At 36.1% G+C, this 22625-nt stretch carries 20 protein-coding genes and 1 tRNA gene; 15 read left to right on the top strand and 6 right to left on the bottom strand.

What is annotated here, in order from left to right:
- Window positions 1–217 precede the first annotated feature (217 nt).
- The 4 genes from J3U71_RS09115 to J3U71_RS09130 are packed head-to-tail and all read left to right on the top strand — an operon-like array spanning window position 218 to window position 3357.
- The gene (locus J3U71_RS09115; RefSeq protein WP_267393954.1) at window positions 218–1222 is read left to right on the top strand and encodes a mannose/fructose/sorbose PTS transporter subunit IIA; all 1005 of its coding nucleotides are present in this window, start codon (window positions 218–220) and stop codon (window positions 1220–1222) included.
- A gap of 17 nt (window positions 1223–1239) precedes the next feature.
- Complete coding sequence (locus J3U71_RS09120; RefSeq protein ID WP_220235136.1) at window positions 1240–2046, top strand: PTS mannose/fructose/sorbose transporter subunit IIC; 807 nt, start codon at window positions 1240–1242, stop codon at window positions 2044–2046.
- A 27-nt stretch (window positions 2047–2073) separates the two neighbouring features.
- Window positions 2074–2988 (top strand): PTS system mannose/fructose/sorbose family transporter subunit IID, encoded by a 915-nt coding sequence (locus tag J3U71_RS09125; protein WP_220220725.1) that lies wholly within the window; start codon window positions 2074–2076, stop codon window positions 2986–2988.
- A gap of 6 nt (window positions 2989–2994) precedes the next feature.
- Window positions 2995–3357 carry a DUF956 family protein gene (locus tag J3U71_RS09130; protein WP_267393953.1) on the top strand — a complete coding sequence of 121 codons (363 nt, stop codon included), beginning with the start codon at window positions 2995–2997 and terminating at the stop codon, window positions 3355–3357.
- Window positions 3358–3403: 46 nt separating this feature from the next.
- Here the strand turns inward: J3U71_RS09130 and J3U71_RS09135 are convergent, their stop codons facing one another.
- Both J3U71_RS09135 and J3U71_RS09140 read right to left on the bottom strand, forming a co-directional pair.
- Window positions 3404–4090, bottom strand: a complete 687-nt coding sequence (locus J3U71_RS09135; RefSeq protein WP_267393952.1) for a B3/4 domain-containing protein — start codon at window positions 4088–4090, stop codon at window positions 3404–3406.
- Between the two features lie 158 nt (window positions 4091–4248).
- The gene (locus J3U71_RS09140; RefSeq protein ID WP_267393951.1) at window positions 4249–5616 is read right to left on the bottom strand and encodes an amino acid permease; all 1368 of its coding nucleotides are present in this window, start codon (window positions 5614–5616) and stop codon (window positions 4249–4251) included.
- A gap of 191 nt (window positions 5617–5807) precedes the next feature.
- Between J3U71_RS09140 and J3U71_RS09145 the strand changes: the two genes are divergently transcribed.
- Window positions 5808–6350: a GNAT family N-acetyltransferase gene (locus J3U71_RS09145; protein WP_267393950.1), complete on the top strand. Its 543-nt coding sequence runs from the start codon at window positions 5808–5810 to the stop codon at window positions 6348–6350.
- Window positions 6351–6405: 55 nt separating this feature from the next.
- Here J3U71_RS09145 and galE read toward each other — a convergent pair whose 3' ends face one another.
- Window positions 6406–7398 carry a UDP-glucose 4-epimerase GalE gene (gene galE, locus J3U71_RS09150; RefSeq protein ID WP_267393948.1) on the bottom strand — a complete coding sequence of 331 codons (993 nt, stop codon included), beginning with the start codon at window positions 7396–7398 and terminating at the stop codon, window positions 6406–6408.
- 147 nt (window positions 7399–7545) lie between these two features.
- On the opposite strand from galE, the gene J3U71_RS09155 reads away from it, so the two are divergent.
- The 3 genes from J3U71_RS09155 (at window position 7546) to J3U71_RS09165 (ending at window position 9786) form a co-directional block, all read left to right on the top strand.
- Window positions 7546–8304 (top strand): NADPH-dependent oxidoreductase, encoded by a 759-nt coding sequence (locus J3U71_RS09155; RefSeq protein ID WP_267393947.1) that lies wholly within the window; start codon window positions 7546–7548, stop codon window positions 8302–8304.
- Between the two features lie 120 nt (window positions 8305–8424).
- Window positions 8425–8497, top strand: a tRNA-Thr gene (locus tag J3U71_RS09160).
- A gap of 983 nt (window positions 8498–9480) precedes the next feature.
- Entirely contained in the window at window positions 9481–9786 is a 306-nt protein-coding gene (locus J3U71_RS09165; RefSeq protein WP_267385743.1) for a hypothetical protein, read from the top strand.
- Between the two features lie 171 nt (window positions 9787–9957).
- Here the strand turns inward: J3U71_RS09165 and J3U71_RS09170 are convergent, their stop codons facing one another.
- Together J3U71_RS09170 and J3U71_RS09175 are read right to left on the bottom strand one after the other, a co-directional pair.
- On the bottom strand, window positions 9958–10722 hold the full coding sequence (locus J3U71_RS09170) for a MerR family transcriptional regulator (RefSeq protein ID WP_267393945.1): 765 nt from the start codon (window positions 10720–10722) through the stop codon (window positions 9958–9960).
- Window positions 10723–10912: 190 nt separating this feature from the next.
- The gene (locus J3U71_RS09175) at window positions 10913–11875 is read right to left on the bottom strand and encodes an AraC family transcriptional regulator (RefSeq protein ID WP_220269171.1); all 963 of its coding nucleotides are present in this window, start codon (window positions 11873–11875) and stop codon (window positions 10913–10915) included.
- A gap of 237 nt (window positions 11876–12112) precedes the next feature.
- Between J3U71_RS09175 and rhaB the strand changes: the two genes are divergently transcribed.
- From rhaB to J3U71_RS09200, 5 genes are all read left to right on the top strand, one after another.
- The gene (rhaB, locus tag J3U71_RS09180) at window positions 12113–13585 is read left to right on the top strand and encodes a rhamnulokinase (protein WP_220269172.1); all 1473 of its coding nucleotides are present in this window, start codon (window positions 12113–12115) and stop codon (window positions 13583–13585) included.
- Window positions 13586–13909: 324 nt separating this feature from the next.
- Complete coding sequence (locus J3U71_RS09185; protein WP_220269173.1) at window positions 13910–15178, top strand: L-rhamnose isomerase; 1269 nt, start codon at window positions 13910–13912, stop codon at window positions 15176–15178.
- 30 nt (window positions 15179–15208) lie between these two features.
- Complete coding sequence (gene rhaD / locus J3U71_RS09190; protein WP_267393942.1) at window positions 15209–16030, top strand: rhamnulose-1-phosphate aldolase; 822 nt, start codon at window positions 15209–15211, stop codon at window positions 16028–16030.
- Between the two features lie 101 nt (window positions 16031–16131).
- Window positions 16132–16350 carry a hypothetical protein gene (locus J3U71_RS09195; protein WP_267393940.1) on the top strand — a complete coding sequence of 73 codons (219 nt, stop codon included), beginning with the start codon at window positions 16132–16134 and terminating at the stop codon, window positions 16348–16350.
- Window positions 16351–16459: 109 nt separating this feature from the next.
- A complete protein-coding gene (locus J3U71_RS09200; RefSeq protein ID WP_267393958.1) occupies window positions 16460–16822 on the top strand; it encodes a sulfite exporter TauE/SafE family protein in 363 nt (120 codons plus the stop codon).
- Between the two features lie 621 nt (window positions 16823–17443).
- Here the strand turns inward: J3U71_RS09200 and J3U71_RS09205 are convergent.
- Complete coding sequence (locus J3U71_RS09205) at window positions 17444–18334, bottom strand: AraC family transcriptional regulator (RefSeq protein WP_267393938.1); 891 nt, start codon at window positions 18332–18334, stop codon at window positions 17444–17446.
- Window positions 18335–18477: 143 nt separating this feature from the next.
- Between J3U71_RS09205 and J3U71_RS09210 the strand changes: the two genes are divergently transcribed.
- Entirely contained in the window at window positions 18478–19653 is a 1176-nt protein-coding gene (locus tag J3U71_RS09210; RefSeq protein ID WP_267393936.1) for an MFS transporter, read from the top strand.
- Window positions 19654–19660: 7 nt separating this feature from the next.
- Window positions 19661–22024, top strand: coding sequence for a family 78 glycoside hydrolase catalytic domain (locus J3U71_RS09215; protein WP_267393934.1), 2364 nt, complete (start codon window positions 19661–19663; stop codon window positions 22022–22024).
- Window positions 22025–22625 lie beyond the last annotated feature (601 nt).

The following is a 22625-nucleotide window of genomic DNA, read 5'->3' on the forward strand; positions in this document are numbered from 1 at the left end:
GCTTGACTGTTAATCAAGATGTCGTCAGTTCGAGTCTGACAGCCGGAGCAAGTAAGAAAGAGGACTAATGATAGTCCTCTTTTTTTGTGCGGTTTTTGATTTACTTATGATTAAAAGATTAGTCTTATTATATTAGAAAATTGTTAGGTGGCGTGACTTGAACGCACTTTCAATGTACAATAATGAAGGATACGTTTTATCTAAAGGAGGAAATCTCATGGTAGGAATTGTATTAGCCAGCCATGGTGGTTTTGCCGATGGCATTGCGCAGTCAGCGCAAATGTTATTTGGTGAACAAAGCAATTTTGCTCATGTAATTTTGACACCCGAAGAGGGGCCAGATGATATTAAGGGCAAAATGGACCAGGCGATTGCTTCATTTGATGATCAAGCTGAAGTATTGCTACTAGTTGATCTATGGGGCGGTACACCGTTTAATCAGGCAAATGGCTTGCTTGAAAATCATCCCAACTGGGCTGTTGTAGCTGGTATGAATTTACCGATGGTTGTTGAAGCTTTAACGCAAAGAATGACTAATCCTGATGCTACAGCTCATGAAATTGCGACAGCAATTGTTGAACCAGCAAAAGATGGTATTAAAACAAAGCCAGCTGAATTAATGCCGAAGTCAGAGAGTAAGGTAGTTTCTGAAACTCAGGAAACTGTCAAAAAGAAGACTATTCCAGAAGGAACAGTTGTTGGTGATGGACACATTAAGTTTGTTTTAGCCCGAATTGATTCACGTCTATTACATGGTCAGGTTGCGACTGGTTGGATTCCAACGATGCACCCTGATCGGGTAATAGTTGTGTCTGACAGTGTTGCTAAAGACGAGATGCGTAAGAGCATGATTCGTGAAGCCGCACCTGCTGGTGTTAAGGCTCACACTGTACCAATTAAAAAGATGATTGAGATTGCTAAGGATCCACGCTTTGGCAATACTCATGCACTTCTTTTATTTGAAAACCCTGAGGATGTTTTAACTGTTATTAAAGCAGGGGTTGATATTAAGACGGTTAATGTCGGTTCTATGTCTTATTCAGTTGGTGATGTTAATGCCAACAATGTTTTATCAATGAACCAAGAAGATGTAGACACTTTCCACGAACTTGCTAAATTAGGAGTTAAGTTTGACGTACGGAAAGTGCCAACTGACAAAGAGGGCAATATGGACGCTATTTTAAATAAGGCCCAGAGTTTGCTTGACGAGCAAAAGAAATAAGGAAGTAGGAGCAAAAAATGAATGCTATTCAAATGATTTTAGTTGTTCTAGTTGCCTTTCTTGCAGGTATGGAAGGTATCTTAGATCAATGGGAATTCCACCAACCCCTTGTTGCATGTACGTTGATTGGTTTAGTTACTGGTCACTTGGACTTGGGTGTTATTTTAGGTGGTCAATTACAAATGATTGCCTTAGGTTGGGCTAATATCGGTGCTGCTGTGGCTCCAGATGCTGCTTTAGCATCAGTTGCTTCAGCAATTATCCTGGTTGAGAGTGGACAAGGAACTAAAGGAATTGGTATGGCTACAGGTATCGCGATGCCGTTAGCTGTTGCCGGACTATTTTTAACCATGATCGTTCGGACCATTTCAACTGCTATTGTGCACATCATGGATGCCGAAGCTAAAAAGGGCAACTGGCGCAAGATTAATATGTGGCAATGGATCGATGTCTGCTTACAGGGGCTGCGAATTGCTATTCCGGCAGCACTCTTGTTAGCAATCCCAGCTTCAACGGTTAAGTATTGGCTGGGCCTAATGCCAGCATGGCTGAGTGAAGGTATGTCTCTTGGTGGTGCCATGGTTGTAGCCGTTGGTTATGCAATGGTTATTAACATGATGGCTAGTCGTGAAGTATGGCCATTCTTCGCAATCGGTTTTGCGTTGGCAGCAATCAAGGACTTAACTTTAATTGCCTTAGGTGCAATCGGTCTTGCTATGGCTCTGATGTACCTTGCTCTTGAATCAAAGGGTGGCAATGGCAAATCTAGTTCAGATGATGAAGGTACCGGCGATCCGCTCGGCGATATCATTGATGACTATTAAAGTGATATTTAAGAGGAGGATTTTATTATGGCTGATCAAAAAATCAAATTAACTAAAGCCGACCGCTTCAATGTTATGTGGCACTCACAATTCTTGCAGGCTTCATGGAACTACGAAAGAATGCAAAACGGTGGGTTCGCATACTCACTTATTCCGGCATTAAGAAAATTATATCCAAATAAAGATGATATGGCTGCTGCGCTTCAGCGTCACTTAGTATTCTTCAACGTCCACCCATACCTTGTTTCACCTATTTTAGGTGTTACTTTGGCTTTGGAAGAGGACAAGGCAAATGGTGCTAAAGTTGAAGATGAAGCTATTCAAGGTGTTAAGGTCGGAATGATGGGACCACTAGCTGGTGTTGGTGACCCTGTTTTCTGGTATACTGTGCGGCCAATTTTAGGTGCCCTCGGTGCATCGATGGCTATCCAAGGTAACATCTTAGGGCCAATTCTATTCTTTGTTTTATGGAATGTAATTAGAATTGCCTTTATGTGGTACACCCAAGAATTTGGCTATAAAGCCGGTTCAGCAATTACTAATGATATGTCTGGTGGTCTTTTACAAAAGGTAACTCGTGGTGCATCCATGATGGGAATGTTTGTTTTAGGATCATTAATTGAGCGTTGGGTAAACATCAAGTTTACACCGATTGTTTCGAAAACACCGGTCCAAAAGGGTGGTTATATTGATTGGAACTCACTTCCTGCTGGCGCCAAGGGAATTCAACAAGCTCTGCTAGGACAAGCAAATGGTTTATCCTTGACTAAGTTTAAGGTAACTACCTTGCAAAATAACTTGGATATGTTAATTCCAGGTTTAGCTGGTTTACTGCTAACATTCCTTTGCATGTGGCTTTTGAAGAAGAAAGTTTCACCAATTGTAATTATTATTGCTATCTTTATTGTTGGTGTATTATTACACGTTTTACATGTTATTTAGGATAAAATGGTTGAATCACAAAATACTAAAGTCGATTTAACAGCTGAAGCCACTTGGTTTCGTGCAGTTGCTGTATATGGCAAAGCGATGGTGGGCGATAAGGCGTTTGAGTTTTACAATGAACGTAATTTATCTGATTACGTTCAGATACCGTGGAATGAAGTGACTTATGTTGTAGCTGATGTTCACTTTAAAGGGCGCTATATACCACGTTTTGAAATCAGAACGCGGACTAGCGGAACATTTATTTTTACAACTAAGAACAATAAAAAAACGCTGCGAGCAATTCGCGAATATGTTCCTGCTGACCATATGCGACAAGCGCTGAGTCTGTGGCAAAATCTCAAAAGAAGATTTTTAAGTAAATAAACAAAAAGAAGTTTTAAGTATGAAATTACTTAAAACTTCTTTTTTACTATTTCGTAAATTCTTGAATAGTACCTTTAACACCTAACTTAGTGGCAATTTTGTCTTGAAGTGCATTAATGGCAGTATTAGTTCTATCCTTTTGCTCCTCATTTACTGCTTCCATGATTAAGATTGCGCTAGTTGTGTCTTCAGTCAACATGGTCCTTTCACCATCACGCCAATTTAGTGAACGACACACCGCACCAGTTTGATCATAATAAATGATTTCATCAGTCCGAGGCGGTTCATTTTTAGTAGCACCGATAGGATAAAATTCTTCATTACCGCTGGCAAGACCTAAATGCATGGTTCCAGCAATTTTAGCAAGATCTTCGCCACCGCAAGGAACGCCATATTCCAGTGAAACGCTGTTGTAGAGATCAACCAGTGGATTAATTGGGGTAAATGTTCTGCCCTGGGCTACGCGTTTGAGTAATGCTTCAATAGATGCACGAGCGCCCTTTTTCTTTTTAAATTGACTAAAAGCTTCCCGCCATTGGGCAATTACAGGATTATCTTTAAAGTCAGGTTCAGTTAAATATACTTGTGCTTTTTCTTCGGCTTGATTAAATATTTGTTGGTAGCTTGAAACATCGCTAGGGATGTGATTATCAATACCATTGACAACTAGCGTGAAAATTTTAGCTTCAGGAAAGATTTCCCAAAACTTTTGATCAACGACGAATGTTTCCATAATAGTTCCTCTAAAAAAAGAGCACCTAGCAAACTCTACTAAGACCTAAAGAGTTCACTAAGTGCTATCGCCCGGTGGTGATTAAATATTTTAATTAACCTAAATTTTATTATAAAAATAATGGTAATTCAAGTTTCCCCTGAGGTTATTTTGCCCAGTTAGGCTGCTTCTTTGCGCCAGAATTTGGCAAGACTAAACAAAATAATGAATGTTAATAGGGCGGCAATCATTGAGATACGGTTGCTTGGGAGAATTAATAACAGAATAATCATGATAATGAAAAATGCTAAGGTTGCATAATCCCAGAATGGAAAGCCCGGCATTTTAAAGTCTGTTAATTCAGCGGAATTAGTCTTTTTGCGGTAAGAGATATGGGTTAAAAGCATCAAGCACCAAATAATAAGAAACATACTTGTAGAGGTTGATGAAATAAAATTAAAGGCCTCTTTACCGATAATAATAATAACAAAGGGGGCCAGTTCCATTAATCCTGCTGATAAAAGCAGCGCATTTTGGGGTAGTTGCCGTCTTAAATGGCCAAATGTCTGATTCCATTTTCCCTTGCCATTAAAAGTGACGGAAAACAGTAAACGTCCTGCGCTATACAAAATACTATTAGTTGAAGAGACGGCTGCGGAAATAACAACGAAGTTAATAATTGAACCAGCGTTGCGAATACCCGTAGCTGCGAGTGTTTGCACAAAAGGACTTGAATTGGTCGACACTTTATTCCATGGAATAACGATTAAAATAGCAATAATGGCCAAAACATAGAATAAAATAATTCGCATTGGCACCTCATTGATTGCCTTTTTAATCGTTACCTTGGGATTTTGTGCCTCAGCTGCAGTTAAACCAACAAGTTCAACACCGACAAAGCTGAAGATAACCATCTGGAAACCAGCGAAAAAGCCGTTGCTTCCCTGGGCAAAAAAGCCGCCATTGGTCGTTAAATTAGCTAGGGTGACAGGGCCAAAACTGGTTTTGCCCCCAGTTAACAATAAATAACCGACTAAAATGACGAAAGCAATCACAGTTACGATTTTAATAATGGCAAAACTAAACTCGAGGTTGCCGAAAAGGCGCGCTGACAGCAAATTGATGCAAAGCAAAACCGCGATCGTAACAAGTCCCGGCACCCATGTAGGCAGATGGGGGAACCAGTATTGAAAATAAATTCCAAGTGCCGTCATTTCGGCCATTCCTAAAGTGACCCAGCTAATCCAATAAAGATAGCCTGAGATGAAGCCGATATTTTTGCCAAGATATTTTTTAATAAAGTCAATATAAGTATGTTTGGATAAGTCTGAAACGATTAATTCACCCAAAGCACGCATTAATAAAAATAAGAAAATACCAACAATAATGTAAATCAAAATAACGCTTGGACCAGCTCGGCGGATACTGTTGCCAACTCCTAGGAAAAGCCCGGTCCCAATGGTTCCACCCAGCGCAATCAGCTGAATGTGGGCATTGGTTAGAGTTCGTTCATAACCCGAGCCTTTTTTTTCGTCTTCATCGTTCATCAAATCACTCCAAATTCTATTTCTTTTTTTATATTACAATATTCGATTATAGCATTAGTATGAGAAGTTTGACTGCTAAAAGCTGAAAAAATTCTAAAATTTAATTTGTTTATTGCTAGTAAAAATGGCCGAATGTCTTGTTATTGTAGTATGATAAACTATATTAAATTATAATTAAGGAGGAATGCTGGATGTTTACTTGCTGTGAATTTGAGATTAATGGTTACGAAGTTAAATTGGCATTACCCGAAGTAAAATATGCGGACAAACTCTATGACATAATTGCTCATGATCGCGCTGAGCTAGCTCATTTTTTACCTTGGGCGGCAAAAATGTCGGCGGTTGAAGATGAGATCGATTTTATTAAGGGTATGCGTAATGATTTCGCGCAATACCGTAAGTTGCCACTAGTCATCTTGGTCAATGGACAGCCAGCTGGGATGGTCGATTTACATACTATTAAATGGAAGAATGAAAGTGCCGAAATCGGTTACTGGTTGTCTCAAGCTTATCAAAAAAAGGGTATCATGACTGAAGCAGTTAAGCGACTAGTTGCTTTTTCTTTTAACGAACTCGGATTACATCAAGTCAAGCTTCTAGCGGACCACAACAACCTTGCCAGTAGAGCAATTGCTGAAAGACTAAATTTTACGCATGTTGCGCTTTTAAAGGATGAAGTTAAGTATCATGGTAAGTTTTGCAATATGGATTTATACACTATGATTAAACAATAAGATGGTAAATAAAAAATTCACGACCAAACTAAATTTAGTTGATCAGTGAATTTTTTTATTTATCTTCATAACCGTTTGGATGCTTTTGGTGCCATTGCCATGCGCTTGCAATCGTATCTTCAGCTGTTTCATGCTTAGGCTGCCAGTGTAAAACGGTTCTTGCCTTAGTTGAGTCAGCGACTAGGCTATCAGGATCGCCGGAACGCCTTGGTCCCATTGTGTAAGGAATATCGATACCAGTAACTTGGCGTGCAGCTTGTAAAATCTCTAAATTGGAGTACCCGTGAGCGGTTCCGATATTAAATACATCAGATTGCTTGTTTTTAATTAAGTACTTTAAGGCCAAGATATGCGCATCGATTAGGTCATTAACCTCAACGTAATCACGGATATTAGTGCCATCTTTAGTATTATAGTCATTGCCAAAGATAGTGAACTTCCCGTCACCAGAAATGGCGCTGCGCAGAATATTAGGTACCAGATGGGTTTCAGGGTGATGATCCTCGCCAATTTCGCCGTTATTACCAGCACCAGCAACATTAAAGTAACGTAAAGCAATTGATTTGATGCCATTAGCCTGATCAGCCCAATGAATGATTTTTTCCATCATTACTTTAGTGTCGCCATATGGATTGATTGGGTTAAGGGGTGATTCTTCAGTGATCGGCAACTTTTCCGGAATACCATAAGTGGCTGCACTTGAAGAGAAAATTAGATACTTAACCTCGGCATCTTTCATTGCCTCAAGCAGGGCAATCATTCCCGCAACATTATTATCATAGTATTTGAGGGGCTTTTTCACTGATTCAGGGACTAAAGAGTAAGCGGCAAAGTGCATTACTGCGTCAATTTTTTCATTACGTAAAATTTGGCTAACTAAGAACTTATCTTCAATATCGCCTTGATAAAATTTGGCTTGAGGGTTAACTGCTTTTCTGTGTCCGGTATATAAAGCATCAAGAACGACTACTTCATAGCCTTGCTTAACCAATTCACTGACTGCCACAGAGCCAATATAGCCAGCACCACCAATAACTAATATGCGCATAATTACCTCCATTGAATATATGTAGTTAACTTGATTTTAGCATAGAATAGGAGCGAATTTCAGTTTTTATCTAAATGAGTTAATTGACAGCAAAAAAAATTTGCAATAGACTCACTTTTAGTAAGATGAATAGAAAGAAGCAGGCAAATGATTCATAATTTAACAATTAATAAGCAAATTAATCATCGCTCTATCCGAAAATTTAAGAATGAAAGTTTAGATTCTGAGCAATTAACAACTTTGTACACAGTTTTTCAACACACGGCAACAAGTATGTTTATGCAAAACGCTAGTTTACTGCATATTACTGATCAAGCTAAGCGGGAAAAGATTAGGGAACTTTGTGGTCAAAAATATGTTGGCGCTGAAGGTGATTTGTTTATTTTTATTGTTGACCTTTACCGAAACCAGCAAATTCGTCAACAGCTGAATAAGGACGATGGCCGTGTTCATACGACGGATATTTTTTTCCAGGCAATGGAAGATACGCTGCTGGCTTGGCAAAATGTTGCTAATGCGGTCGAAAGCATGGAATTGGGTTATGTTCCGCTGGGGACAATTAATGATCATCCCCTTGAAATGCTTGCTGAACTTGACTTACCGCCGTTAACTTTTCCAGTTTTGGGGATGCAGGTCGGTATCCCAGATCAAGAACCGCAGTTAAAACCGCGTTTGCCTCTAGAATTTACTACTTTTGAGAACGAATATCCTCGGGACTTTAAAGTGGACAAATTGCACGACTATGATCAAGTTGTCACCACTTATTATGATTTGCGTGATTCCAACAAACGAATTGATTCGTTTACCAAACAAATCACCGGTGCCAAATTAGATAATAAAACGACTGACCGGGACCAACTGCCGGAACTGCTTCATCAACAGGGCTTATGCTTAGATTGGAAGTAGGCAATTAAACCTATTGCTTGTTTACAGCAATAGGTTTTTTGTCTGGCAATATTAAAGAAAGTCCGACATTTAATTGCACGTTTTTTTTAGTTTTGGTATAATTTGAATGTTGCAAAAATTGCTGATTTAGCTCAGTTGGTAGAGCGTTTCCCTCGTAAAGAAAAGGTCGCCAGTTCGATTCTGGCAATCAGCATTAAGAAGAATTACAAAGATGGGTATTATTATAGGGGTCGTTGGTAAATTTTTGAATAGTATAATTCATATTGTGACTAGTATGTTGAAATTTTACTAAAAAAGAACAACATCCATAACGATTATAAGAACTAAATATTTGAGTGAAAATGAACAAGATACGGATTAAATGCCTACAAATATTGCTTATAATATTGTGTCTGAATATTGAATTTTTTATAAAAGGTGTTACAATATTAATTGTAAGCGGTTAACATAGTTTGCCGACCGTTGTTAAGGTTTACGGTCGTAAAAGGCGTTCTAATTACTTTTAGGAGTGTATCTACGCAAATTGTAGTTTTTAATATTTCTGCAAGCCTATACAAAGTATACAGGTGTGGGTAACCGACCTAATGGTCTAGGTATAATTATTTGCTTAATTATTGACCATAATATTAGCGATTAGATTAAAGTCTAATCGCTTTTTTGATAATTAAGCAAATGGGTAAATATTAAGAGTTTGAGCTGTTTATTTTAAAATGATAATTGTACAACCATTTATACCGCTTTGAGACTATTAAAGATAATTACATAAAAATGTTAAACAAAATTTAGTTTGGTGAATGTAGATACGTTAGAGAAAATCGGGAATAGATAGCCAAATCACAACTAATATAAATTAAAAAAATCTGAGTTTGAGAAAATTAAAATACCGAGTGCCTGATAGTCTTCGCTTTTAAAAGAAAGTAAAGAACACAAACGGAACACGCAAAATAGCGTGTTCCATGAAAAAACTTTTGGATAGAATAAAATCTGGTATATCAAGGTTATTAGTCACTTTTACGTGTGCAGGAATGTGCACTTAACTATACTTTATTGGCAAAGTTGAAGAGCGACAAAGAAGTTTAGAATATAATGTAAGTGTTTACACAAATCAGGGAAAGTGTTACTGTAACTGCATAAAAGTTATTTCGTTAGAGTTAACAAGCTAGATAGGGGGCTTGAATGATGAAATGGCAAATAAAACCAGTTACAGTAGAGCAAAAATTACCGGCACTGTTTAATAAGAGGGGGCATTTTGCTAATTCAACATACTTGATTTCGTTGAAAAACGGTTTAACACTGGATGTAAGTAAATATCCTGAATTAAAAAAGTTGGGATATTGGATCGTACCTGGAGATTGCACCAATTTGCGTGTCTGGTCACCAAAGGCCCAGCCCGAATTAGCGAATAAGTTTTGTGAAATAACGGGACTAAAACAGTCGGATTTTGATATCGGATCAATCGCTGGTTTGTGGTATTTGTATTAAATAATTTGTAGATAATAAACCCCATAATTAGGACTTCTAATTATGGGATTTTTGTTTTAAGAGCAAACTTAGTATAAAAACACACAGCTTTAATCGCTGTGTGTCAGATAACTTCTTAATAGTTTAGTCTTTTTACTTTTTTCTCAATAACATTGACTAAGTGATAAAAATTTAAGCGTAATAGTCAATGATTGCTTTTAAAGTTTTGGCGGCGCCTTTTTTACCAGTACCTTCTTCGTAATATCGCTTGAATCGCGCATCCCCTACATACATATTTGCCAGCTCCTTATGGGCTTTAGATGAGTATTGTCCGGTTGGCCACATGGCTAACAAATATTTTTGATGAAGATTAAAAAGATGTTGAGCAGCTGCTTTCGTAACATCCAGGTTCCCAACTAAAGGCTTTAACTCTATTAGTATTTGCTTCTTAATATCTTCTACATGATTGAAATCTTTTTCTGAAAATGAACAGAATTTTTCTTTACTAGCATCGATTGTTTCATCACCATAATTAGAGCGAATTTCTTTGCCGTACTTCTTTTCATTGTCAACAATTGCTTGGGCCTTAAGCGCTGTGAATTTTTCTACATCGTTCATTTGAGTTTTTCCTTTCATTACTGCAAGTGTTTTGTCTAAGGAAATAATCAGATCGTTCAACCGCTTTTGTTCATTAACAAGCTTTTGCCGCTGACTTTGCAGAGTCACGAGTTGCTGTTTTTGTGAGCTTACCATTACTTGTTTAATTTGTGCTAACGGTAAATCAAACAATTTTAAGAACATTATCTTTTGTAGTTGATCAACTTCGGTTTCTTCATAATAACGATAATTGTTTTCTGGATCTCTTCGCGCTTTTAAAAGACCACACTTATCATAGTAACGTAATGTTCTGGTAGAAATACCTGCTAACTTGGCTAAGTCGTTTATTGAATATGACATGATTAAATCCCTCACTTGCAAAACAAAGTATAATCTTTGACGTTACGTCAAGGTCAAGAAAAAATAAAAGTGCTTAAACAATTAAGTAAGTTAAACCATACAAATTTAATAGTACACATTATAAACATTTACTTAGTAAGAAGATTAGGTCGTAGCCTGATAAAAAAGAGAAATATTTTTTACTTAAAATTTATCGAATTTCACTAGGTAGAGCATTGAACTTGCTTTTAAACTTCTTATAGAAAAATGTTTTATTAGAAATCCCAACTTTTTGGATAATTTCAGAAATTGATAATTTGGTTGAATTTAGTAGGTTATACGCATCCAATAATCGCTGTTCAGTTAAGGCGTCCGAGAATGACTTTCCGACTGTTTTTTTAAATAAACTTCCTAAATATGAACGACTGTAATTAGTTTCTTTAGCGATAGACGATAACGAAATATTGGCACTATTTAGAGAAATTTCTTTCAAAACATAAAGAATAATATCGGGTGTATTTTCTTTTAAAACATTGTTAGAGTGAATATCCGTGTTTCGTGATAATAAAATTAATAAAGATCTTAAGTAACTGTCGATTAACTTGTCGGAAAATTCGTGATTGAAGTAGTATTCTTCAATTATTAAATTGGCAATATATCGAATGGCTGATTCCGTATGCTTCTTTCTGTAAATCATAAAATCTTCTGAATTATTAGCTAAAATAAAGCCTGAAAGGACATTCGTGGCTTTTCCAATAGACCTTAAATTTTCTAAAGAAAAGCTAATATTATTTCTAAAAATAATATTTATTAAAATATCATTCTCACCAAGAGCTGCAATAGAGTGGGTAGTACCAACTCCAAGTAATAAGATATCGCCATTTTTTAAATAAATTGTGTGACCATTGACATTTTCTTTGGCTGCACCAGAAAGCATATAATTCATTTCCAAAAAAGTATGTGTATGCTTAGGATAAGCGGCAAATCTATTATGTTTGCTAACATAGATACTTTTTCCTCTAAAAAATTCTTCTGTGAATATTGGTACATATTTCTCATCAGGTGTTCGTAATAAAGTTTTTTCGTGAAAATCATTTATAAAAAGTTGTTTATTGTATTGTATCTTTTCGACAGAATTTAGTTCTTTTAGCTGATTTAATAATTCTTTATTCATACTGATACTACCTTACTATTACTTATCTAGCAAATTGTTATTAGACGAAAGTTTCAAGCTATAGAAATTAATAATTTAAAGCTGAATTATATAAGGCATCTTAGGCACTTTTAATTAAATATCCTAAATATATTTACCTGTCAATATGATACAATATGTCTCCTTAAATGTCATTGTAAACGCTATCAAATTAAAGTATAAATATAACTGTAAGATTTGAAAGCGTGGTGAATATGATTGAAGAAGACTTACGTAGCGGTTGACATAGGTGCCTCAAGTGGTCGACTCATGCTGAGTCAACTCAAAGATGGCAAAATGTCACTCAAAGAGATGCATCGCTTTAAAAATGGGTTCACTTTGAAAAAGAAACATGAGCGATGGGATATTGACTATATTATTAAAGAAATTTTAGTAGGATTGCAAAAAATCAAAAAAGCTGGGTATGACAATATTTCTTTAGGAATTGATACTTGGGCAGTTGATTATGTCCTTGTCGGAAAAGACGGGCAAAAACTCGAAGATCCAATAAGTTACCGCGATTCAAGAACTACCAATGCGATTAGGGACCTCACTGCAAAAGTATCCAAAGAACAGATTTATGAAAAAACCGGAATTCAGTTTTTAAGTTTCAATACGCTTTATCAGCTGTTTGAGGAAAATAAAGAGCTTCTGGCTAAAACTGAAAAGATTATGATGATACCTGATTATATCGGTTATGTATTAACAGGTAAAGCAGTTTTAGAAATTACAAATGCTTCAACCACACAAATGCTTAGCTTAAGAGAAGGATTGTTCGACAAGCACTTACTCAAAGAAGTGAATGTTAAACAGGAACAATTTCCCAAGTTGGTTGATGCTGGAACTCCTTTAGAAAAACTTGATAAGAGTAAATTTCCGGATTATGATTTGCCCAATACAGATGTAATTACTGTTGCTACTCATGATACAGCTTCAGCTGTTGTTGGTGCTCCAGGAATGGGACACCATTGGGCATATCTTTCATCCGGAACTTGGTCATTATTGGGAACGGAACTTAATGTTCCTGAGAATGGTTCAGAAGCCTTCAAAGAAAATTACACCAATGAATGGGGGGCTTATGGTACTTATCGATTTTTGAAAAACATTATGGGGCTTTGGATGATCCAATGCGTAAAGCGAGAACTTAATGATACGTATTCATTCAATGAATTAGCTGAAATGGCCAGTGAGGTTAAACCCTTTGAACAGTTTATTAATATTAATGATGAACGGTTTGTAAATCCTAAGAATATGATCAAGGAAATTCAAGCGTATTGTTGCGAAACTGGTCAAAAGGTTCCTCAAGCACCAGGCGAAGTTGTCATGGCGATTTATGCTAATTTAGCATTGTTTTATGCTCGTGAAATTGAAAAGCTGAATCAGATTCTTGGCTACAAGATTGATACTTTAAACATAGTTGGTGGCGGATCAAATGTTGCTTTGCTTAATCAATTAACAAGCACAATTTCGGGAATTGCTGTATACGCCGGTCCAAGCGAAGCTACGGCGATTGGCAACCTAGTTGTGCAAATGATTACGAGAAATGATATTTTAAATGTTTACTTAGCTCGGAGAATTATTAGTGATTCATTTGATATTAAAAAATATGAACCAGAAAAGGGCAAATACGAGGGGATACTTGCCGACTATGTTAACTTTTTGCATACAGCTAAAAGAGGTGATGTGTTGTGACGGTAAGATTAGGCCAAGTGATACATGTGAATCCAAATTATTTTGATGAATATGAAAGGCATCATTGAAGTCTGCAAAATAAGCTATTGCAAAGAAAGTTTTGAAGATGGTAGGTATTCCTAATTTATTTCGGCAAAAAAAGCAATAATCTTACTTGCTTATTATAGAAGATGAAATTGAAAAATATAAAGCAATTTTAAAACTAAAGAATGAAAAGAGCAGTACTTCATATAACTTATTTTATGGATCTGAATCTTAGTAAAAGTCCTGTTACTTTTGATTTGCATGAAGTTTTCTATATGGATTAATTAAAGGAGAAAAATAATGGTTAGTCAAAAAGAAGTAGAGGCAGCATATCAAGTTGCTAAAGAACGTTACGCAGAAGTTGGCGTTGATACAGAAGCGGTTTTAAATAAGCTGCAAAATATTAGAGTTTCCCTTCCTTGTTGGCAGGGTGATGATATTCATGGCTTTTTAACACCTGATGCTGCATTATCAGGCGGAATTGGTGTCTCAGGCAATTACCCAGGTATTGCAAGAACCCCTGAAGAATTAATCAAAGATTTAAATGAAGCATTTAAGTTAATTCCCGCTAAACAAAGACTGCAATTGCATCAAATTTATGCAGTAACAAACGGTGAGAAGAAGGATGTTTCAGAAGTTGGTCCAGAAGACTTTAAGTTTTGGGTTGATTGGGCAAGAGAAAATGATATTTACCTTGACTTTAACCCAACCTTCTTCTCAAGTCCCAAAGTTAAAGAAAATATGACCTTGGCTAGTCCTGAAAAGAGTGTGCGTGACTACTGGATTCAAGTTGGCAAAAACTCGCGCGCCATATCAAATTATTTTGGTCAAGAACAGAATTCACAATCAATCAATAACTTCTGGATTATGGATGGGATGAAAGATGATCCTATCAGCAGATTAGCTCCGCGTGAGCGCTTAATTGACTCATTAGATCAAATTAATGAAGAAGAATATGACGAAAAGAACACAATAGAGTCATACGAGGGTAAGCTGTTCGGTACAGGTGTTGAGAGCTACACTGTTGGTTCACACTACTTCTACAACAACTATGCTTTAACTAGAAACAAGGATTGGTGTATGGACATTGGTCATTTCCATGAATCTGAAGACCCTTCAGATTACTTATCAGCATTCTTAGCATTCGGCAAAGGCATGTTCTTACACATTACTCGTCCGGTTCACTGGGATAGTGATCACGTACCTACGCTAGCTGACAGGACGATTAGGATGATGAGTGCTCTGATAAGAGATAACTTGTTATCAAAGACTATAATTGGCCTGGACTTCTTCGATGCATCAATAAATCGCGTTGCTGCGTGGGTAATTGGTACCCGCGCAACTCAAAAAGCTTTGTTGCTTGGCTTGCTTGCTCCAATTGACGAATTAAAAGATGCTGAAGATCATTACGACTTTACTCTTCGTTTGGCTGAAACAGAGGAATTAAAGTCATTCCCATTTGGCGCAATATGGGATGAATTTTGTTTAAGAAATGATGTTCCGATTGGAATGGACTGGTACAAAGATCTTAAGGATTATGAAAAGAACGTTCAATTTAAGAGAAATTAATTAAGAAAGTATTCTACTGGAGACTAAATAATGGCTAAATTTATTGATTCAACTTTTGTTAGAGATATGTGTAATATTACTCGCCAAAGCTATGATAATGGCTGGGATGAGCGTAACGGAGGTAATATGAGTATTCGTATTACGCCTGAGGAAATGGAGGATTACGCTGATCTTAAAGAAGTTAAAAGAGTATTTGATCTTGGCTTTGATGCCAGCGCACTAGCTGGGCAATACTTTTTGGTTACTGGCGCAGGACGTTATTTTAGAAACGTATTTCAAAATACTGAACAAGATTTAGGATTAGTTCGCATTAGTAATGATGGCAAAAAAGGTGAAATTGTTTGGGGTTATACAGATGGAGCTTTGCCAACAAGTGAATTCCCTACGCATTTAATGAACCATATTGCACGGTTAAAGCTTGATTCAAAGCAAAGAGTTGTAATGCACTGTCACGTTACTAACTTAATTGCCATGTCATTCACACAGCCACTTAATGAAAAATACTTCAGTAAGACTATTTGGAAAATGCAGGCTGAATCAATGCCTGTTTTGCCGGAAGGTATCGGCATTATCCCTTATGAAACTCCGGGTACAAATGTGATTGGCAAGCACACTGCTGAAAAAGTTGCTAATGGTTTTAGAGTTGTTATGTGGCCCCATCATGGGATGTTTGCCGTAGGTGATACCCCAGATGAGTGTTTCGGCTTAATTGAAACGGTTGAAAAAGCAGCTACCATTTTTACAGCTATTCAAGCACAAGGAGGAAATAGACTAGATGAGATTACTGATAAACAATTAGTAGAAATTGCCGAATATTTCCATGTATCCCCGAGAAAAGGATTTTTAGATTAATTAATTTTGCATAATATCTACCTAATTAAGTAATACGAAAATTTAATTCTAGAAAAGGAGGCCGAGGCAAACGCTTCGGTCTCCTTTGATTAAGGGAAAAAATGAGTATGCCCGTATTGATTATCTTTTTGATTTTAGTGGGAATTATATCTGGCGTTGTTTCGACTGTAGCCAGTATGACGAATATTACGAATACAGCGTCATTGATTTTTACTGAGACCAGTGTGCTTTTAGCTTCAGTAAAAAAGATGAAGGGACATTGGAAGAAATTTAGCTTTTACTGTTTATTTTTGCTTACGAGTGCCGGTGCCGGAGGATGATTATTAATAGCCTTTCCGGGTAAGTATTTGAAAAAGTTGTACCCTCCTCAGTGCTGTTTTCTTCAATCGGATTAATGGTCGCCAATTGTAGAAAAAATAGTGATAACCAATCAAAGAAAAAAGAAAAGATAATTCTTGCCTATATTGGTTTGTTTTTAGAGGGGCGTATTCGGGTTATTTTGGCGCAGCAGCTGGTGTTCTTCATTTACTTTGCATCAATTATTTATCAGATGATGATTTTTATACAATTAATGCAATGAAGGATATTATAGGTAATTTAGTTGCACTAATTGTCTTTATACATGGGGCACAAGTTAATTGGCCGATGGTCATTTTGATGGCTATTGGGTTATTTATCGGTGGCTACATCGGGCAATACAGTATTAGATTTTTATCGTTGAAAATTGTATCTTGGATTACCTTGGGGTTTTCTATTATTTTAGCCAGCTGGCTATTTTATACGGCATATTAAGTGTTTAAAAATGCCTATGCCTTGTTTTCAGTAAAATATTAAGAAATACTGCTTATCTTTAATTGATATGATCCTACTTAAGTAGACAACACAAATATCTAAAAGTGCTACCTATGAAAGTAGGATCATTTTTTATGTCCAGAAAAACTATCAATCAATGAGTAGATTCCTTCAAGGTAAAGGGACCAGATGCCTTAGAGATACATAGACATAATTAGAGTTACACTAAAGAATTTAAGCTTAAATGCATTAAAGTGTACTTAAATGGTCAAGGCTGGCAAGGACTAATAAAAAAGATGCTTGATGTATTGTATCCAGAAGCCAAGATTTATAATGAAATGAAAGAAGCATTCGCCAAAATCATAGATTAATACATCAATCATGATCCTCAGGAAAGATTTAATGGTAAGACAACTGGACAAGTAAGAGCGGAAGCAAAAACAGATCTCAAACGTATAATTGCTTATAAAATTGTGCCGAATAAACGTTATGCAAAATGGTTTGACAAAATCCAAGTAAGGAAAAAACTAACTTGAATAAACAAGTTGGTTAATCAATTCATTTTATAGATTTCGACTGTCTACTTGACACGGTACGGACCAAATTAAGATAAGCAGTATTTTAGTTAAGAGTTTTTCGAAATTGGTCGGGAGTTACGTTATTTTGCAATTTAAAGGTTTTATAAAAGTAACTAATACTTTTATAACCAACCAATCTAGAGATTTCCTCAATGGAGTAGTTAGTTTCAGCTAAATACTTTTTAGCTTGTTTCATTTTCTCTTGCATGATTATTTCCTTAATGGTCAGTGAAGTATGTTGCTTAATGTAACGTGACAGATAAGCCGGACTGTAATTAAAGTGCTTGGCTAATTTCTGTACGGTGATAATTTGTACATTTTTTTTGATGGCCGACATTACTTTTAAGCACAGATTATCAATTCCAATGTAGGAATAATAATTTTCATGACTTAACTGATCAAAGAAGATTAATAACAAACCAAGCATTGCATAATTATAGTGATAATTATTGTTTACGTATTCAGATAACATTCCGTTAATAATTGGCAAATACCTAGACAAGTGAGTAGGAGAAAAGTAAAGATAGCTGTTATTTCCTTTGTTATTAATGAAGTCGCATAAATAATTGCTCTGCCCTAGAAAATCAGCAAAAACACCCGATGCAAAAATTTCAGGTTTAATGCAGATGTTAATGACCATCGCTTTAGGATCTTTTACTTTGAGTGAATGGGAACTATGTAAATTCATAAGTAACAATGAGTTAGGAAGCAAATAAACATCTTGATCATTGATATTGCTGATAGCAATGCCATTAGAAATAAAAACAAATTCATAAAAGTCATGTCTATGAAATGGTACCGGAATATTTAAATCATGGCTTACGACAAAAATTTTTTCTGAATTAGGAATGTTGTTCGAACAGACTAAATTAGGAATTTGAAAAAACTTATTTTCTGTAATCTTAGGTAGTTTTTTTGAGTCAATTAATTTCATTTATGATACACCTCAAATGTCATAAAAACACACATTCTTATCATATCACCATATTGTTAACGCTTACAGTAAACTGATAATATGATTTTGCAAAATAAATAGGCCTATTAGTGAATGCGTTTATATGATAAGAGGTATTTGTTATGAATAAACCAAAACTAAAAATAAGCATTTTAAGTATGAGCTTACTAACAATGAGCTTTTTAGTAATTACCAATGCATTTGGAGCGATGACAAAATCTTTTCCGAATGTTCCCGTAGCAAAAATTCAAATGATAGGAACAGTGCCATCTTTAGGAACCTTAATTGCCACAATAGTAGTTGGTATTCTAGGTGTTAAGTATTCCAAAAAATCTTTATCGTTAATTGGATTATTAATTACTACAGTTGGTGGGCTGCTGCCCTTAGTAATTCATGGTAGTGTCGACGTTTTAATAGGCTGTGCTTTTATCCTGGGCTTCGGCTTGGGCTTTGTTAACACCTTAATTCCTATGCTCATTTCGATCTTCTTTGAAGGAGAAGAAAGAAATGAAATGATGGGTAAAAATACTGCTATGAATAGTTTAGGATCTATTTTAATGATGTTTGGTGGCGGACTTTTGGGAGCTAAAAGTTGGGTCAACTCTTATTGGGTCTTTCTGCTAGGCATCTTCGTTTTTCTTTTAGTATTGTTCGTTTTGCCTACTGATAAAGTAGACTATAATGAAAAAAGCGTCAATAGCAATGTCTTTGGAATTTTAGGCAATTTAAATGGGTATATTTGGCTAATAGGTTTAATAACCCTTTTAATGGGTATTCTTTATACAATTTATCCAACTAACCTGTCAATCGTTATTGATCAAAAACAGTTAGGAAGTACAAGTATAACTGGTATTGTTAATGCCGTTGGTACAGCTGGCGGCTTTATTGCCGGCTTTAGTTTAAAATATTTAAACAGGATATTTAAGGATAAAATAATTGCTAGCGGCTTTATTACTTTAGGAATTACTTTCCTATTGGGTAGAACTGCAAATAGCCTAGTTTTAATTTGTATTGGCGGCATCTTATCCGGTTTTGCGATGTCAATGATCATGTCGACAATACCGTTTTATATGTCAGTTGTTTCACACAAATATGAACTTGCTGTCTCAATGATGGTCTTTCAGTTTATGAATTCAATCGGTGGCTTTATCAGTCCAGTTTTATTAAATTTACTACATATTAAAGCAGGTGAAGGTTCCTTTACATTTGGTTGCATTTGCTGCTTTGTAATTGGCTTAATTTGTATTTTGGCAAATCTAGGCAAAAGGATTATGTCAAATTCCGTAAAAGAAGGATAGGAGAAAAATGAACAAGAATAGTGAAAGTGAATGGATAGGGAAATGGATAAGCTCAGGTTTTGCTAAGGTCAGTGAAGAGCCAAAATTTTCACTGGCAGATATGTTTAGCGGTAAAAAAGCACCTATTCCTAAACCCGTTGAAGAAAGACTGCATGCTCCGATAGTTTTTAAAAAGACTTTTGATTTAAATAAGCCAGTCAAATCTGCAAAATTAGAAATTACAGCACAGGGTTTGTATCAGGCATATTTAAACGGTAAAAAAATTGGCGATGCCATTTTTACTCCTGATTATACACAGTACCAGGAGTACTTACAATATCAAACATATAGTGTAAAAGAGTTGTTAGTTAAAGGTCACAACGTATTCACTGCAGTCGTTGCTGATGGCTGGTATGCCGGTCGAGTTGCAGTTTCAGGAGCAAGTTGTCAGTATGGAAATCAGTTAGCATTACTTGCTGATTTAACTATTGAATATACTGATAATAGTAAGGTGAAAATTGGTACGGATGAAACCTTCTCGGTGGGCACGGGTAAATGGAAATATTCAGACATTGTCATTGGTGAAAAGCAAGATCTTCGCATTAAGAATAAGCTAACTGATGTGGATCCTTTTCCTGAAAAAGCCAGAGTAATCGATGCAGATTATCATCGCTTGTCTTCACAATATGGTCCCCAAGTGAAAAAAATGCAAACATTAACGGTTAAAAAAATTTGGCAGGAAGGCAATAAGCTGATTGCTGATTTTGGCCAGGTTATTGCTGGGAGAATTCGACTGACAGCTAATTTTAAAAAAGGTGCTGATATTAAAATAGAGCACTCTGAAGCTTTGGACCAAAACGGACATTTCTTTAAGAATATAATTGGTCGTAATAAAGATCAAGAAGACCATATAATTGGTAGTGGCGACTTGGCAACTTTTGAGCCTGACTTTACTTTTCACGGTTTTAGATATATAAGAATTACTAATCTTAACCAAGTAGATATTAAGGAACTGACAGCAATTATTATTTTTAGTGATATGAAAAGAACGGGTGAAGTCAGCACATCAAATAAACGAATTAATCGTTTACTCCAAAATATTAAATGGAGTGAACGGGGTAACATGTTGTCAATTCCAACTGACTGCCCACAACGTGAACGGGTCGGTTGGACTGGTGACATGCAAATCTTTGCTCCTGCCTCTACTTTTTATTACGATACAGAAAGTTTGATTCGTCGCTGGTTAAAGAATGTGCGGATTGATCAGCAAAAGGATGGAGAAATTATTGATTATTCTCCTGCCCCTGAAGATTTTTACCAAAGTACGCTAGATTTTAAGGGTACCTTGAGTTCAGCGGGTTGGGGCGATGCAATCGTAATGATACCGTGGACTTTGTATCAAAGATATGGACATAAGGAAGTTCTGAAAGAAAACTATCAGGCGATGAAAAGGTGGCACAATTATAGCGTAAGAAGTGCTGCTGCAGATAAAAAGGGCAATGACCGTTTTATTTGGGATACGACCTTTCATTATGGTGATTGGATGTTTCCCAGTATGATGATAAGGAATCCAAATCCAATGAAGTCAGCCGAAGTAACCAAAGATTTGGTTGCTACTGCATTTCTAGCACACACTTCTGAACTTCTTGCTAAAATAAGCAGTGTTTTGGGTGAAGAAGGTAACGACTACATTGAGTATGCTAATAAAGTTAAGAAAGCTTTTACAGAAAAATTTGTCAAAGAAGGCAAATTAACCTCTGATTATCAGGGATGTTATGTTCTTGCATTAGCATTTGAGATGGTTGCTGACAACAAAGTGAAAAAACAATTGTTAAAAAGGTTAGTACAACTAATTCATAATAACAACGATTGCCTTGATACTGGATTTTTATCTGTACCCTATTTGTTAGATGTATTAGTTGATAATGAACAAGTCGATTTAGCTAAGAAACTGTTTTTGCAGGATAAGTGTCCTTCGTGGCTATACGAAGTTGATCATGGAGCAACAACTATTTGGGAATCCTGGGCCGGAATTCAGCCTGATAATAAAGTGGGTACATTTTCATTTAACCATTATGCAATGGGCTGTATACTTGATTGGTTTATCAGACAGGTTGTCGGCTTAAATGTGGTCAAGCCAGGTTTTAAAGAAGTTAAGATTGCACCAAAATTTAAAAATCTGGTTAATGATTTTAAAATGAAGTTTTTAAGTGAGAATGGATTATTTTTGATCAAGCTTAAGGATGGCAAATACGAATTTACTATTCCTGAAGGATGTACCGCAACAGTCTATCCACCTAATTCTTCTCAGTTCTTAAAAGACTATCCTGAAGCCCAAGCCAAAAATTCAGGAATTTTCATAAATTCGGGTACATATCACTGGCATTATTAAGTTTATAAAGTTTGTTTATTGTAAACTGACAATGTCATGTAACAACGTAAAATGCATAAGGCGGTATATTAACAGTCTGGAAAAAACTGTTTTCTTAGTTCAATAAAAAGTGTGAGCTTATACGTTGATGTTATCATTAGGACAGTTTAAGGAGTTTAATTAAGGACTAACTTCCGATATTTAATCGGTGCTAGTCCTCTTTTTATATAAGATCAAGTAATATCACTGATTAATCTTACAATTTTGCTCAAATCAGTGTTGATTATCCATTGTTTTACTTTCCTTTTTCTTAACTAGCTCCTTTAGTGCAACACAAGTAGAGTCTAATTTTATTGCTATGCTGTTATTTAAAGAACTTGAGCAAATTAGTAAGGTAAAGTACAATTGTTAACTAATCGTATTGTAATTATAAGCTTGGTCAAACCTGTTTAGGTGGTAAGCAATCTTAAGCATTCATGGGTAGCTGAGATTGTGATCTTCTTAAAACATTGTGCTCGAGAAGATTGTTTTCTTCTGTCGTAATAATCGGCATACGGTAGAGTTGTTGTATGTGGCTGACTGCTTCAAGCTGGCTGATACCGTGATACAGTGGCTTGTGAAA

It is taken from the genome of Lactobacillus sp. B4015 (genome assembly GCF_026536055.1).
GTDB lineage: Bacteria > Bacillota > Bacilli > Lactobacillales > Lactobacillaceae > Lactobacillus > Lactobacillus panisapium.